The sequence below is a fragment of the Actinomycetospora sp. ABD4_176 genome, from assembly GCF_056311855.1.
Map to the genome: position 1 here is coordinate 3,026,449 of NZ_CM149974.1, position 14,057 is coordinate 3,040,505.

Consider the following 14,057-nt stretch of genomic DNA (forward strand, 5'->3'; position numbering starts at 1 on the left):
GGGTGGAGTCCACCGTGACCACGACGATCACCACCCCGATCTCCCCCGCCCTGCTCGCCCTGGCCACCGACCTGGACAACGCCGTTCGCGGCTCTGTCGCGGGGATGCCCCGGGTCGACGCCGTGGGCGACGCCGTGGCGCCGCACCTCGGCGACCCGCGCCTGCTCGCGCCGGAGCAGTGCGTCGGGGACCCGGACCACGACCGCCAGCACCTCCTGCACGTCGCCGGCGACGGCGCGTGGCCGGACCGGGCAGCGTGACCGGGCTGCTGCCGCCCGGCGACATCCACCGCGTCACCGACACCGCGTCGACCACGACGATCTGGCTGCACGTCGACGGCGTGGACGTGCGCCGGCACGGCTCGAGCATCCGCCGGCGCTACGACCTCCCGGTCGACGCCGGAGCGGGGCTCAGCGCGACCCCACCGGCGGCGCGGCGTGGTGGCCCTCGACGCCGAAGCCGCGGGGGTCGTCGGTGTCGACGATCCGGCGGCCCAGCGGCGTGAGCGACACCGGGATCATCTTGAGGTTCGCCCACGCGAACGGGATGCCGACGATGCTCACCGCCAGCGGGATCGCGGTCACGATGTGCCCGATCGCGAGCCACCACCCGGCGACGACGAACCACACGATGTTGCCCAGCGTCGAGCCCACACCGGCGTCGTAGCGACGCTCGATGCGGCTGCCGAAGGGCCACAGCGCGAACAGCGCGATCCGGAACGACGCGATCCCCCACGGGATCGTGACGATGAGGAGGCAGCAGATGATCCCGGCGACGAGGTAGCCGAGCGCCATCCACACCCCGGCGAGCACCAGCCAGAGGAGGTTGAGCACGGTCCGGAGCAACTCCATGCCCTCCAGCGTGCCACCACCCGCCCGGTTCGTCCCCTACATCAGCTCGCGGCCCTTCGTCTCGGGCAGCGTGAGGATGATGAGGAAGGCGATCAGCGCGCCGCCGGAGACGTACCAGAAGAAGAGGTCGGGCCGTCCGGCGCCGGAGAGCGCGGCGATGAGCAGGGGCGCGGTCCCGCCGAAGATCGCGACCGTCAGGTTGTACCAGGCGCCGATGCCCAGGGCGCGCAGCTCGGTCGGGAAGATCTCGCTCATGATCGCCGGCGCGATGGAGGAGAACACCGAGTAGAGCCCGAGGCCGACCGAGAACACGATGATCAGATTGATCAGCGGTGGCCGGTCGGTGATGAGCAGGCTCAACGGCACCGTGAGCAGCACGAACGCGCCCGACCACACCAGCATCTGCGGCTTGCGCCCGAACCGGTCGGCCAGGGCGCCCATCGGGTACTGGCCGGCGATGAACACGACGGTGCCGATCGACAGCGCGAGGAACACGTCGCTGCCGGACGCGTCGCGGAACTGCACGGCGAACGGGGTCAGCGCGCTGAAGAACGTGTAGTAGCAGAGTGTCGAGAGCAGCGTGAAGCCGAAGAGCTGCAGCACCGACTTCGGGTAGTGGGTCAGCGTCTTGAGCAGCGGGTTCTTCGTCGCCCGGGCGGTCTCGACGTTGGCCTCGAACTGCTCGGTCTCGGCCAGGGTGCGACGCAGCCAGAGCCCGACGAGGCCCAGCACGCCGCCGACGACGAAGGCGATGCGCCAGCCCCACGACTCGAGCTGGGGGCGGGTGAGCGTGCTGGTCAGGAGCAGGCCCAGCAGGCTCGCGGCCAGCAGGGCGGTGCCGGTCGAGATGTAGAAGAAGCTGGAGTACCGCCCGCGACGGTTCGGCGGGGCGATCTCGGCGAGGTAGGCGCTCGCGTTGGAGACCTCGCCGCCGAGGCTGAGGCCCTGGGCGATCCGGGCGAGCAGGAGCAGGATCGGCGCGAGGTACCCGACCGCCTGGTAGGTCGGCAGGACGGCGATGACGAGCGACCCGCCGGCCATGAGCAGGATCGTCACGAGCATGGCGAAACGGCGTCCGCGCAGGTCGGCGAGCCGCCCGAGGAACACCCCGCCGAGTGGGCGGAAGAAGAACGCGAGCGCGTAGGTGCTGGTCGTGCCGATGAGCGCGAGCGTCGGGGACGACTTGTCGAAGAACTGGGACGAGAAGTAGACGGCGAACGTCGCGTAGATCGTCCAGTCGAACCACTCGACCGCGTTGCCGATGCTGGCCGCGACGAGGGTGCGGACCGGGAGTTGATGACGCTCGGTACTCGTCGTACCGGACACCTGACTCATCCGTGCTCCTCACGCTCGCTTTACTGTCGACGCACCGTAGGCGAGCCGACGCGCTGGGTACAGACCTCCCTGCGCCGCCGGGCTAGTCGCGCACGATCCCGACCTTCCCGCCCGCACCGGCGTCGGCGACCTCGTAGGCCCGCGCGGCGTCGTCGAGCGCGAAGCGGTCGGTGACCACGCGCTCGGGGTGGAGATCCCAGCGCGCGAGGCGTTCGAGCAGCTCGGCCATCCGCCACGTCGGCGCGACCCACGACCCGTGGACGGTCAGCTGCCGGTGGATGATCACCTCGCTGACGTCGACGGTCAGCATCGCGCCCTCCCCGACCAGCGCGCAGCGGCCGTGGCGGCGGGTGTGGCGCAGCGCGGTGAGCTGGGCCGCCCCGACCCCGGAGCAGTCGACGGTGACCTCGGCGCCGTCCCCCAGCAGGTCGTCGAGCTCCTCCGCGGACTCCACCGCGACGTCCACCGCCCCCAGGTGGTGGGCCAGCGCGCGCCGCTCGGGCGAGGGGTCGGTGCCGACGACCCACGGGGCGCCCATGGCCGCGGCGAGCATCCCGACCGCGAGCCCCACCGGCCCCAGACCGGTGACCAGCACCTGCTCGCCCCCCGCGAGCGCCACCCGGCACAGCGCCTCGTAGGCCGTCGCGAACCCGCACGCCACGCACGCGCCGTCGAGGTAGGTCAGGCCGTCGGGCAGGACGAGCAGGTCGCGCTCCTCGGCGAGGAGGCGCTCGGCGTGCCCGCCGTCGCGCTGCCAGCCGTAGGCCCGGCGACGGGTGGAGGTGCAGCTGATCTGGTAGCCGCGGCGGCACTCGTCGCACTGGCCGCAGCCGCTGATGTGGTAGACGACGACGCGGTCACCGACGGCGAGGCGCTCGACGTCCGGCCCCACGGCGAGCACCTGCCCGCAGGGCTCGTGGCCGCCGATCACGTCCTGGTAGGCCTCCGGGCCCTCGCCGAGGTGCTCGCGGTAGATGGCGCGCAGGTCGCTGCCGCAGATCGTCGAGGCCTTGACGTCCACGACGACCTGCCCGGGGCCGGGCTCCGGGTCGGGCACGTCGCGCAGGTCGACCCGCCGGCCGCCCGGGAGGTACACGCCGCGCACGTCAGCTCCTCTCGAGAGCCCACCGTCTCAGCTCCGCCGCTTTGATCTTGGTGCCGTTGGTGCCGGACGTCGTGGGCATGGCGTCGACGACGTGGACCGCCGCCGGCACCTTGAACGCCGCGAGCACCTCGCGGCACCACGCGACCAGATCGTCCCCCGACGGCGCCGCGCCCGCCGTGCCGACGACGAAGCCGACCGCCCGGGTGGCGCCCTCGGCGTCCGGGACGCCGACCACCTTCGCCGTCGCGACGTCCGGGTGGGCGGCGAGGCGCCGCTCGATCTCCGCGGGGTCGACGAGGAAGCCGCGCAGCCGCAGCGCGTCGCCGCGCCGGCAGACGTAGACGAACGCGCCCTCGTCGACGAGCACGCCGAGGTCACCGGAGCGGAACCAGCCGTCGGCGGTCCACGCGTCGGACACCTCGGCACCCAGGTAGGCGTCGACGACGTTCGGCCCGCGGAACTGCAGCTCGCCCTCCTGCCCGGGGGCGAGCAGGGTGTCGGTGTCCGGGTCGGCGACGCGCACGGCGATGTCGGGGTGCACGACCCGTCCCCCACCGGCCCAGCACGCGGGCGCGGGCTCGTCGGCCGGCCAGGTCGCGGTGAGCGCGAAGACCTCCGACGACCCGTAGACGCCCGCGACGCGCGTCCCGAACTCGCGCCCGAGCCAGGCGGCGAGCTCGTGGGAGCGGCCCTGGAAGTCCGCGACGCCCCACCAGCGCCAGCTGCCGAGGTCGCGGGGACGCCGGGACCACGCCTCGTGGAGCCGCAGCACCAGGTCGTCACCGCTGGCCAGGTGCGTGACGCGGTGGGCCTCGACGTGGTCGAGCACCCGGTCGGCGTCGAAGGTGGGCTCGAGCAGCACCGACGCGCCGGCCGCGAGTCCCGCCATCACCGCGTTGTAGCCGAACACCCCGGACAGCGGCAGCGCGCCGAGCACCACGTCGCCCTCGGCGAGTCCGAGCACGGCGGCGTCGGCGACGGCGTGGGCGAGGACCGCGGAGCCGGTGTGCGCGGCGAGCTTGGGCAGGCCCGTCGAGCCGGACGTGGTGAACGCGACCGCGAGGGCGCCGGGGTCGGAGCGCGCGGGCTCGGGGCCGTCGTCGCGGCGCGGGGTCCAGGCGCCCGCGCCGACGTCGGCGGCGGGGAGGTCGGGCGCGGGGCCGGAGGGACCGGTGACGACGGCGACCTCCGGGGTGACGCCGGACTGCAGGGCGGCGGCCTGCAGGCGTTCGTGCAGGTCCAGGCCGTGGAAGCCCTGCGCCAGGGCGACGAGGCGCGGCCGCGACCGCTCGAGCAGGTGCGCGGCCTCCTCCACGCCGTAGCGGGTGTTGACGCCGACCACGTGTGCACCCCGCGCCGCGACGGCGGCCTGCCAGACGAGCGCGTCGCTCCAGTTCGGCATCCACACCGCGACCGCGTCGCCCGGACCGAGGCCGCGCTCGCGCAGCTCCTCGGCCAGCGCGCGCACGCGCCGCCAGAGCTCCCCGCGGCCGACGGGGTGCGTGACGCCGTCGGGGGTCGTGTCGAGCACCGCGGTGACGTCGGGATCGCGCCGCGCGAGCCGGCCGAGCAGGTCCGGAAGGTCGGCCGGGACCTCGCCGGGCGCGGGGAAGCGGCCGACGGTGTGCGGCGCGGGGGCGGTGGTGGTCACGAGGCCTCCCGCACGGTCGTCATCTCGGTCAGCCAGCCGTCGATCACCGCGGCGGCGTCCGTCAGCTCCTCCATCGGGTAGTGCCCGATGCCCTCGAGCACCGTGCACCGCGCGCCCGGGACGAGCGCGGCCGCCGCGCGGACCCGGGCGACGTCGAGCCACAGGTCGTCGGCCCCGACGACGAGGTGGGTCGGGCAGGTGACGCGGGGCAGCTGCTCGCGCAGGTCGTGGGAGGTCCAGCCGATGAGGTCGGAGGTGGACACGGCCGGATCCTCGCGCCGGTGCATCGTCGCGATGAGCTCGGCCCGCTCGCGGGGCACGTCGCGCCCGACGACGGCGAGCGTGCCCAGGTAGGTGCGGTCGGTGCGGCTGGGCGCGGCGACGTCGGACAACTCGCGACGCAGGCCGCGCACCGACGGCCGGCCACCGGTGTGGGCGTCGGCGGCCATGGCGACGACGGCGGCGAGCTGCTCCGATGCGCGGGCCGCGAGGTCCAGGGCGATCTTGCCGCCGATCGAGCACCCGACGACCGCGGGCCGACGCAGCCCGAGGTGCGCGAACAGCTCGAGGCACCACGCGGCGTAGACGCCGAGGTCGGTGACCGGCCCGCCCGGCGCCGGCTCGGAGCGGCCGTGACCGGGCAGGTCGGGCACGACGACCCGGTACCCGCGGTCGGCGAGCTCGGGCGCGGCGTGGCGCCACTGCACCCCGCTCTGGCCCGCGGTGTGCAGGCAGAGCACGGGCGGGGCGCCCGGGTCGCCGTGCTGCTCGACGAACGCGAGGCCGCCGCCGACCGTCAGGTAGTCGGCACGCATCAGGCGATCTCCCGGGCGGCGTCGACGAGGCGGTGGAACGCGGCGGTCAGCCGCAGGTACTCGTAGCCGTCGCCGGTGACGGTGAAGCGGCCGGCCATCGCCAGGCGCATGAAGGGGTTCTCGGGCGCCTCGACGATCTCGAGCCACGTCACCGCGTCGGCGCCGAGGGTGAACGTCGCGCCGCGCGGGGCGCGCCGGGTGACCTCGATGACCCGCCCGCGGTAGAGGCGCAGGTGGACCTCGTCGCCACCACCCTCGTCACCGCAGCGCAGGCCCACCGTCCCGTCCCAGCCGGCCAGGTCCTCGGCCACGTCCAGGTGGGCGGTGAGGGCCTCGGCCCAGGCGACCGTGCCGAACGCACGCCCGGCGGGATCGGGGCCGGTGCCGCGGGCCCGGAGCAGCGCGGCGGTCGTGCCCTCCTGGACGGTCTCGCCGCGATCGAGCAGCCGCATGTGGCGCGTGACGACCCCGCGGTCGCCCGAGGAGGTGCGCCGGCACCGGACGATGGTGACCTCGAGGGTCAGGACGTCGCCGACGCGGACGGGGCGCCGGTAGGCCCAGTGGGTGTCGAGCAGGCCGAGCACCGCCTCGCCGTGGATGCCGAGCCGCTGCAGCAGGCCCATGGCCACCGCCACGCCGAACGGCCCCTGCAGCATCGCGTCGGGCCCGGCGTGCAGCGGGTGGTCGTCGCCGCTGACCCGCGTGAAGTCGGCGAGGTCGTCCGCGGTGACCGGACGCGGCGGGCTCGTCCACCGCTGCCCCACCGCGAAGTCCTCGAACCACCGGTCCCCGGCGGCCGGGGTCGCGGTGCCCCGCCGCTCGTCGAGCTCCGTCACGCAGGCTCCTCCGGCTCGCACACGAACGACTGTTCGTGTGCCAATCCACCACCCGTCCCGCCGACCCGTCAAGACGGGGTGCCCCGCGGCTCTAGGGTGGACGACGTGAACGCGCGTTCGACGGTCTCGCTCGTCGGGGACACCGGCCGGGGCCACGAGGCCGCGATCCTCAACGCCGCGCTCGCGGCGTTCGGCGACAAGGGGTTCCACGGCGCCTCGATGCGCGACGTCGCGCGCGGCGCCGGCACCAGCCTGTCGAACCTCTACAACTACTTCCCCTCGAAGTCGCGGCTGCTCGCCGAGGTGCTGCGCCACGCCAACGACGAGCTGGTCACCCGCCTGCACGTCGCGGTCGACGACGCCGGCGACGACGCCGTGTCCCGGATGCGCGAGGCCGTCCGGGCCTACGTGCGCTTCGTGGTGGACCACCAGCTCGCGATGGTCGTGTCCACCAACGAGGTCCGCTACCTCGCCGGCGAGGACCGGGAGCGCCTGGTCGTCGACCGGGACGCCACGCAGGCGGTGTTCGAGCAGATCGTGACCCAGGGCGTCGCGTCCGGGGAGTTCCGCACGCCCTTCCCGGCCGACGCCGCACGCACCGTGCTCTCGGCCCTCGCCGGCGTCGCGCAGTGGTACCGGCCCGACGGGCGGCTCTCGCGCGGCCAGCTCGCCGAGCAGCAGGCGCGCTACGCCCTGGCGCTGCTGGAGAGCCCGCTCGCGCGCTGACACCCCGCCGGGATCGGTCCGGGTCGGGCGGGGTCGGCTGCGGTCCGCCGGGGCCCACGCCGTCGTCCTGTCCGGCGCTTGCCGTCCGCACGGCCGCGCTCCTACGGTACGAACGATCGTTCGTACCTGACGCGACGTCGCGACCCGAGGGGCTACCGCCGTGACACAGAACCGTCCCGCAGCACCGGCTCCGCCACCCGGTTCGGCGCCACCCGGTTCGACGCCGCCCCGCATGGGCCGGCTCGCCACGGCCGCCGTGTTCGCCACGACCCTCGAGTGGTTCGACTTCCTCATCTACGCCACCGCCGCCGCGCTGGTGCTGGGGCCGCAGTTCTTCCCGTCGTCGAACCCGGTCGCGGGGACGCTGGCGTCGTTCGCGACGTTCGCGGTCGGCTTCGTCGCGCGGCCCCTCGGCGGCATCCTCGCCGGCCACGCGGGCGACCGGTACGGCCGCAAGCCCCCGCTGGTCGCGGCGATGCTCGTCATGGGCGTGGCGACGTTCGCGATCGGCGTGCTGCCGAACTACGCGAGCATCGGGGTCTGGGCGCCGATCCTGCTCGTCGCCGCGCGACTCGTGCAGGGCCTCGGCGTCGGCGCGCAGTGGGGCGGGGCGGCGCTGCTGCTCACCGAGCACGCGCCGCCGGAGCGCCGCGGGTTCTACGGCAGCCTCGTGCAGACCGGCGCCGTGCTCGGCGCCGTCGCCGGCAACCTGTTCTTCCTGGTGCTCACCGCGACGCTGTCCGAGGAGCAGTTCACGAGCTGGGGCTGGCGGGTGCCGTTCCTGTCCGGACTGGTCCTCGTGCTCATCGGCATGTACGTGCAGCTCAGGATCGAGGACACCCCGGTGTTCCGGGCGATGCGCGAGAGCTCGGCGGCCGCGAAGCGCGAGGCCGGGCTGAGCAAGGCGCCGCTGCTCGAGGCGGTCCGCCGCTACTGGCGCCAGATCCTGCAGGCCACCGGCGCGTTCTTCGTCGTCAACGCGACCTTCTACATCCTCATCAGCGGCGTGCTCGACTACGCGACCAAGACCGTCGGCCTGTCCCGGACGTCGATCCTGCTCTGCGTCATGGGCGCCGGGCTCACCCAGGTGATCACCATGCCGTTCTTCGGCGCGCTCACCGACCGGATGGGCTCGCGCAAGCGGCTCTACCTCGCCGGCACCGTCGGCATGGCGATCTGGGCGTTCCCGCTGTTCTGGCTGATCGACACGGGGTCGGTGCCGCTGGTCTTCCTCGCCCTGCTCGTCGGCTTCACGATCCACGCGACGATGTACGGGCCGCAGGCCACGCTCTACGCCGAGATGTTCCCGGCCGACGTCCGCTACTCCGGCGCCTCGCTCGGCTACCAGTTCGCGTCGGTCTTCGCGGGCGGCCTGGCCCCGTTCGTCATGACCGCGCTGCTCGCCGCCACCGGCGCGTCGTGGTCGGTGTCGCTCTACATCATCGGCACGGCGGCGCTGACGTTCCTCGCCGTCGTCACCATCCGGGAGCGGTTCCGCCGGGACCTCTACGCGACCTCGCAGGACGAGGACGCCGACGCCTCCGCGCCGACGTCGGTGCGCGCCGGCTGAGGTCCGGGGCGAGGGAGTCCCTCGCCCCCCCGGCCCGGCGCACCCGGCCACCTGCGGCACGACGAAGGGCCCGCACCCCGAGAGGTGCGGGCCCTTCGCGTGACTGCTCAGGCGTGGATCAGAAGTCCATGCCGCCCATGCCGCCGGTCGGGTCGGCAGCCGCGCCGCCGCCCTTCTCCGGCTTGTCCGCCACGACGGCCTCGGTGGTGAGGAACAGCGCGGCGATCGACGCGGCGTTCTGCAGCGCCGAGCGGGTGACCTTGGCGGGGTCGATGATGCCCGCGGCGATCAGGTCCTTGTACTCGCCGGTGGCGGCGTCGAGGCCCTCACCGGTGTTGAGCCCACGGACCTTCTCGGCCACGACGCCGGGCTCATGGCCGGCGTTGTGGGCGATCTGCTTCAGCGGCGCCTCGAGCGCGGTGCGCACGATGTTGGCGCCGGTGGCCTCGTCCCCGTCGAGCCCGAGGCCCGAGAAGACGTCGCCGACCGAGGCCTGCAGCAGGGCGACGCCGCCGCCGGCGACGATGCCCTCCTCGACCGCGGCCTTGGCGTTGCGCACCGCGTCCTCGATGCGGTGCTTGCGCTCCTTGAGCTCGACCTCGGTGGCAGCACCGGCGCGGATCACCGCGACGCCGCCGGCCAGCTTCGCGAGGCGCTCCTGGAGCTTCTCGCGGTCGTAGTCGGAGTCGCTGCGCTCGATCTCCGAGCGGATCTGGGTGACGCGGCCCTGGATCTGGTCCGCGGCGCCCGCGCCGTCGACGATCGTCGTCTCGTCCTTCGAGACCGTGACCTTGCGGGCGCGGCCGAGGAGGTTGAGGTCGGCGGACTCGAGCTTGAGGCCGACCTCCTCCGAGATGACCTCGCCGCCGGTCAGGATGGCCATGTCGGCCAGCATCGCCTTGCGGCGGTCACCGAAGCCGGGGGCCTTCACGGCGACCGACTTGAAGGTGCCGCGGATCTTGTTGACCACCAGGGTCGCCAGGGCCTCGCCCTCGACGTCCTCGGAGATGATGGCCAGCGGCTTGCCGGACTGCATGACCTTCTCCAGCAGCGGGAGCAGGTCCTTCACCGACGAGATCTTGGAGGACATGAGCAGGATGTAGGGGTCATCCAGCTCCGCCTCCATCCGGTCCTGGTCGGTGACGAAGTAGGGCGAGATGTAGCCCTTGTCGAAGCGCATGCCCTCGGTGAGCTCGAGCTCGAGCCCGAAGGTCTGCGACTCCTCGACGGTGATGACGCCTTCCTTGCCGACCTTGTCCATCGCCTCGGCGATGAGCTCGCCGATCTGCGAGTCGCCGGCGGAGATCGACGCGGTGGCGGCGATCTGCTCCTTGGTCTCGACCTCCTTGGCCGACTTCAGGAGCTGCTGCGAGACGGCCTCGGTGGCCTTCTCGATGCCCTTCTTCAGGGACATCGGGTTGGCACCGGCGGCCACGTTGCGCAGACCCTCGCGGACGAGGGCCTGGGCGAGGACGGTCGCGGTGGTCGTGCCGTCACCGGCGACGTCGTCGGTCTTCTTCGCGACCTCCTTGACGAGCTCGGCGCCGATCTTCTCCCAGGCGTCCTCGAGCTCGATCTCCTTCGCGATCGAGACGCCGTCGTTGGTGATGGTGGGCGCGCCCCACTTCTTCTCCAGGACGACGTTGCGGCCGCGCGGGCCGAGGGTCACCTTGACGGCGTCCGCGAGGCTGTTCATGCCCCGCTCGAGGCCGCGGCGGGCCTCCTCGTCGAACGCGATCATCTTGGCCATGCGGGTGGTCCTCCGATGAGAGACACGTGTGCTCGGCCAGGCGCGGTGCCCGCGACGGACGACCGGCTCCATTGCGCCGGCCTCACCGTCCCGACCTGGCACTCGACGATACCGAGTGCCAAACCCATGCTGGCACTCGGGGCGGGCGAGTGCAACCGACCTCCACGGGGGTGTCGGGCCGGGCCTGCTCAGACGATGAGCAGCACGAGCAGGACGACGACGAGCACCACCGCCGCCACCGCGATGATCGGGACCAGCGGCCGCGGACCCGGCCCGCCGCTGCGGGTGAAGGAGCCGTCGCGGTCGGGCGGCACGGGATCGCGCAGGCGCATCGGCGGGGCGACCGACGAGCGTGTCAACGGCCCCGGCGGGGTGCCGTGCGGCGCGGGGAACGGGCCCGACGCGCCGGGAGCCGGGAACGGGCCGCTGCCCTGGCCCGGCGCGACGACGGGGCCATTGCCCCGGCCGGGGGCGGCGAACGGGGCGCTGCTCGTGCCGGGCGCCGCGAACGGGCCGGGGGCCGCGAGGGGGCCGCTGCCGGTCCCCGGACCCGTGGCCGCCAGGGGGCCGGGCGGGGGCGCGGTGCTCGGGGGTACCGCGGGCGACCCGCCGCGGGGCGGGGTCGGGGGTGGGGTCGGCCGTCCGCTCTGGCCCGCGGGCTCGGACGCCGACACGGACGCCCGACCCGTGTCCTCGGGACACGGGTCGTCGATGCCGGAGGTCGAGCCCGCCGGGTCGGAACCGGCGGCACGGGGCGTGCCCCCGGGCGACGCCTCCTCCGATCGCGGGGGCGGAGCCGCCACCTCGGACGGCGCGCGCGGCGGAGCCGCCGGGGCCACAGCGGGCACCGAAGTCACCGGGGGCACCGGCGCGACCGGGGGCACCGGGGGCGCGGGCGGGGCGCCGCGCCGGGAGGGCTGCGCCGGCACGGGCGGCACCCCGCGCCAGGAGGGCCCGGGCGGCCAGCCGGCCGGCGCGGACGGGGCGTGAGGCGAGAACGGCCGGCGCGCGGGGCCACCAGCGGGTCCGGCACCAGGTCCGGCACCGGGGCCCGGGCCCACGAGCGGCGCCAAGCCCGGCCCGGTCAGCGCGCCCCGGGCCGCCTCGATCACCGCGCTCGCGGACTCGTGGCGCCGGGGGCGGTCGGGGTCCATGCCGCGGCGCACGACGTCGTCGATGCGGGGGTCGAGGGCGACGAGGTCGGTGATCGGCGGGACCTCGCCCGCGAGGTGGCCGTCGATGACCTCGGTGACCGACCCCAGGTACGGGGCGCGCCCGGTGAGGCAGGTGAAGAGCACGCAGGTCAGCGAGTAGACGTCGGTGCGGGCGTCGACCGGCTCGCCGCGGAGGTGCTCGGGCGCGGCGTAGGTGGGCGAGCCGAGGAAGTCTCCCCCGGAGGTCCGGTGGCCGGTGGCGCCGCGCCGGGTGAGCCCGAAGTCGGCGAGGTAGACGTGCTCGCCGGCCGACTCGCGCGTCGTCACCAGCACGTTCGCCGGCTTGACGTCGAGGTGCACCAGACCGCGGGCGTGCACGGCGTCGAGCGCGTCGGCGACCTGGCCGAGCAGGCGCAGCGTCCGCGCGACCGTCAGCGGGCGGCCGTCGATGACGCTCGCGAGGTCGGGGCCCTCGACGTGACGCATCGCGATGTAGAGGTGGCCGTCGGTCTCGTCGAAGTCGTAGAGCGGGACGACGTGGGCGTGGTCGACGGCGGAGGTGTTGCGGGCCTCGTCGGCGAACCGCTCACGGAACTCGCGGTCGGCGGCCAGGGCCTCGTCGATGACCTTGAGCGCGACCCGGCGCCCGAGCCGCGTGTCGGTGGCCCGGTAGAGCACGCTCATCCCGCCGCGGCCGATGACGCCGTCCACGCGGAAGTGGCCGAGCCGCTGCCCGGTCAGGTCCTGCGTGTTCCGGTCCGCCACGCCGCAGACCCTAACGCCGCGCACACCCCGCACCGGGCCGGATCGCGGAGCACCGGCCCGGGCGGCACGATGCCCGCCGTGACGGGACACGGGCACGGTGGGCACGGGCACGACCACGGCGATCCCACGGCGATGCGCCCGGTCGCGGAGCACGCCGCCGCCGTCTCCGCGCTGTTCGCCCCGACCGCGACGGAGTGGGTGCCGCTCGGAGCGGCCCGCGGCCGCGTGCTCGCGCAGGACCTCGTGTCGCCGCACCCGCTGCCGCCGTTCGCGAACTCCGCGATGGACGGCTACGCGGTCCGCAGCGCGGACCTCGCCGCCGTGACCCCCGAGACCCCCGCCGACCTGCCCGTGGCCGCCGACGTCCCCGCCGGGCGCACCGACGGTCCGCCGCTCGCGGCCGGGACCGCACACCGGATCATGACCGGCGCCGCGATGCCCGCCGGCGCGGACGCGGTGGTGCAGGTCGAGTGGACCGACGGCGGCACCGAGCGGGTGCGCGTCGAGCGGGCCGTCGAGGCCGGGCAGAACGTGCGCGGGGCGGGCGGGGACGTCACGGCCGGGGAGGTCGTGCTCGAGGCGGGCACGCTGCTCGGGCCCGCCCAGGTCGGGCTGGCCGCGGCGGTCGGCTCCGGGACGCTGCCGGTCCGGCGCCGCCCGCGGGTGCTGGTGCTCTCCACCGGCTCGGAGCTGGTGGCGCCCGGCGAGCCGCTGCGCCACGGGCAGATCCACGAGTCGAACGGGCCGATGCTCGCGGCCGCGGTCGACGACGCCGGCGGGCGCGCCGAGCTGCTGCGCTTCGTGCCCGACGACGTCGAGCAGTTCGTCCGCACCCTCGACGACGCCCTGGCCGCGCGCGCCGACGACCCCGTCGACCTCGTCATGACCTCCGGCGGGGTGAGCGCGGGCGCCTACGAGGTCGTCAAGGACGCGTTCACGGGCCGGGGCGTCACGTTTACGAAGGTGGCGATGCAGCCGGGGATGCCGCAGGGCCTCGGGCACCACGCGGGCCCGGCGGGCGAGGTGGCCGTCGTGACGCTGCCCGGCAACCCGGTGAGCTCGCTGGTGTCGTTCGAGGTGTTCGTCCGCCCGGCCCTGCGCGCCGCGTTCGGCCACCAGCAGCCGGAGCGTCCACGGGTGCGGGCGCGGCTCGCCGAGCCGCTGGACAAGCCGGCGGGGCGCCGTCAGTTCCGTCGGGGACGGATCGACGCGGTGGCGGGGACCGTCGCACCCGTGGGCGGTGCCGGGTCGCACCTGCTCGCCGCCCTGGCCCGGGCGGACTGCCTGATCGTGGTGGACGAGCAGGTCACGCACGTCGACGCCGGCGAGACCGCCGAGGTGTGGCTCCTGGACGGGTGAGTCCCGGGTGGCTCGATGGAGCGCCCGGCTGCGCAGGACGAGCACGGGTCGAGCACCGGTCGAGCCTCCCGTCGAGCGGCCCCGTTGCACCGTTGGGGCGACTCGGCCTTCCGCCGGCGCGCGACATCGGGCACCATGTG

Annotated in this window: 12 protein-coding genes; 4 read left to right on the forward strand and 8 right to left on the reverse strand. The window is 74.6% G+C overall.

All coding sequences use genetic code 11. The features are described from left to right. The first annotated feature begins 14 nt into the window (after positions 1-14). On the forward strand, positions 15-260 hold the full coding sequence (locus ACYX4T_RS14615; RefSeq protein WP_476010028.1) for a hypothetical protein: 246 nt from the start codon (positions 15-17) through the stop codon (positions 258-260). 150 nt (positions 261-410) lie between these two features. Here the strand turns inward: ACYX4T_RS14615 and ACYX4T_RS14620 are convergent, their stop codons facing one another. From ACYX4T_RS14620 to ACYX4T_RS14645, 6 genes are all read right to left on the reverse strand, one after another. Further along, positions 411-851, reverse strand: a complete 441-nt coding sequence (locus ACYX4T_RS14620; protein ID WP_476010029.1) for a YccF domain-containing protein — start codon at positions 849-851, stop codon at positions 411-413. Between the two features lie 36 nt (positions 852-887). Continuing rightward, the gene (locus ACYX4T_RS14625; protein ID WP_476010030.1) at positions 888-2,186 is read right to left on the reverse strand and encodes an MFS transporter; all 1,299 of its coding nucleotides are present in this window, start codon (positions 2,184-2,186) and stop codon (positions 888-890) included. An 82-nt stretch (positions 2,187-2,268) separates the two neighbouring features. Beyond that, on the reverse strand, positions 2,269-3,291 hold the full coding sequence (locus tag ACYX4T_RS14630; protein WP_476010031.1) for a zinc-dependent alcohol dehydrogenase family protein: 1,023 nt from the start codon (positions 3,289-3,291) through the stop codon (positions 2,269-2,271). A 1-nt stretch (position 3,292) separates the two neighbouring features. Beyond that, positions 3,293-4,942 carry an AMP-binding protein gene (locus ACYX4T_RS14635; protein ID WP_476010032.1) on the reverse strand — a complete coding sequence of 550 codons (1,650 nt, stop codon included), beginning with the start codon at positions 4,940-4,942 and terminating at the stop codon, positions 3,293-3,295. Then, a complete protein-coding gene (locus ACYX4T_RS14640; RefSeq protein ID WP_476010033.1) occupies positions 4,939-5,757 on the reverse strand; it encodes an alpha/beta fold hydrolase in 819 nt (272 codons plus the stop codon). Before ACYX4T_RS14640 ends, ACYX4T_RS14635 begins: the two co-directional genes overlap by 4 nt. Next, the gene (locus ACYX4T_RS14645; RefSeq protein ID WP_476010034.1) at positions 5,757-6,593 is read right to left on the reverse strand and encodes a MaoC/PaaZ C-terminal domain-containing protein; all 837 of its coding nucleotides are present in this window, start codon (positions 6,591-6,593) and stop codon (positions 5,757-5,759) included. Before ACYX4T_RS14645 ends, ACYX4T_RS14640 begins: the two co-directional genes overlap by 1 nt. Before the next feature lie 105 nt (positions 6,594-6,698). Between ACYX4T_RS14645 and ACYX4T_RS14650 the strand changes: the two genes are divergently transcribed. Beyond that, positions 6,699-7,319 carry a TetR/AcrR family transcriptional regulator gene (locus ACYX4T_RS14650; protein WP_476010035.1) on the forward strand — a complete coding sequence of 207 codons (621 nt, stop codon included), beginning with the start codon at positions 6,699-6,701 and terminating at the stop codon, positions 7,317-7,319. 232 nt (positions 7,320-7,551) lie between these two features. Further along, positions 7,552-8,889 carry an MFS transporter gene (locus tag ACYX4T_RS14655; RefSeq protein WP_476010036.1) on the forward strand — a complete coding sequence of 446 codons (1,338 nt, stop codon included), beginning with the start codon at positions 7,552-7,554 and terminating at the stop codon, positions 8,887-8,889. A gap of 118 nt (positions 8,890-9,007) precedes the next feature. On the opposite strand, the gene groL is transcribed toward ACYX4T_RS14655, so the two are convergent. Beyond that, a complete protein-coding gene (groL, locus tag ACYX4T_RS14660) occupies positions 9,008-10,639 on the reverse strand; it encodes a chaperonin GroEL (RefSeq protein WP_476010037.1) in 1,632 nt (543 codons plus the stop codon). A gap of 188 nt (positions 10,640-10,827) precedes the next feature. Next, positions 10,828-12,558 carry a serine/threonine-protein kinase gene (locus ACYX4T_RS14665; RefSeq protein WP_476010038.1) on the reverse strand — a complete coding sequence of 577 codons (1,731 nt, stop codon included), beginning with the start codon at positions 12,556-12,558 and terminating at the stop codon, positions 10,828-10,830. 132 nt (positions 12,559-12,690) lie between these two features. Here ACYX4T_RS14665 and moeA point away from each other — a divergent pair, with 132 nt between their 5' ends. After that, positions 12,691-13,917 (forward strand): molybdopterin molybdotransferase MoeA, encoded by a 1,227-nt coding sequence (gene moeA, locus ACYX4T_RS14670; protein ID WP_476015280.1) that lies wholly within the window; start codon positions 12,691-12,693, stop codon positions 13,915-13,917. Positions 13,918-14,057 lie beyond the last annotated feature (140 nt).

What these genes read in the sequence shown, in the direction of transcription:
- ACYX4T_RS14655 (WP_476010036.1), top strand. Translation starts at nt 7,552, where the DNA reads ATGGGCCGGCTCGCCACGGCCGCCGTGTTCGCCACGACCCTCGAGTGG.
- moeA (WP_476015280.1), top strand. Translation starts at nt 12,691, where the DNA reads ATGCGCCCGGTCGCGGAGCACGCCGCCGCCGTCTCCGCGCTGTTCGCC.
- groL (WP_476010037.1), bottom strand. Translation starts at nt 10,639, where the DNA reads ATGGCCAAGATGATCGCGTTCGACGAGGAGGCCCGCCGCGGCCTCGAG.
- ACYX4T_RS14625 (WP_476010030.1), bottom strand. Translation starts at nt 2,186, where the DNA reads ATGAGTCAGGTGTCCGGTACGACGAGTACCGAGCGTCATCAACTCCCG.
- ACYX4T_RS14620 (WP_476010029.1), bottom strand. Translation starts at nt 851, where the DNA reads ATGGAGTTGCTCCGGACCGTGCTCAACCTCCTCTGGCTGGTGCTCGCC.
- ACYX4T_RS14640 (WP_476010033.1), bottom strand. Translation starts at nt 5,757, where the DNA reads ATGCGTGCCGACTACCTGACGGTCGGCGGCGGCCTCGCGTTCGTCGAG.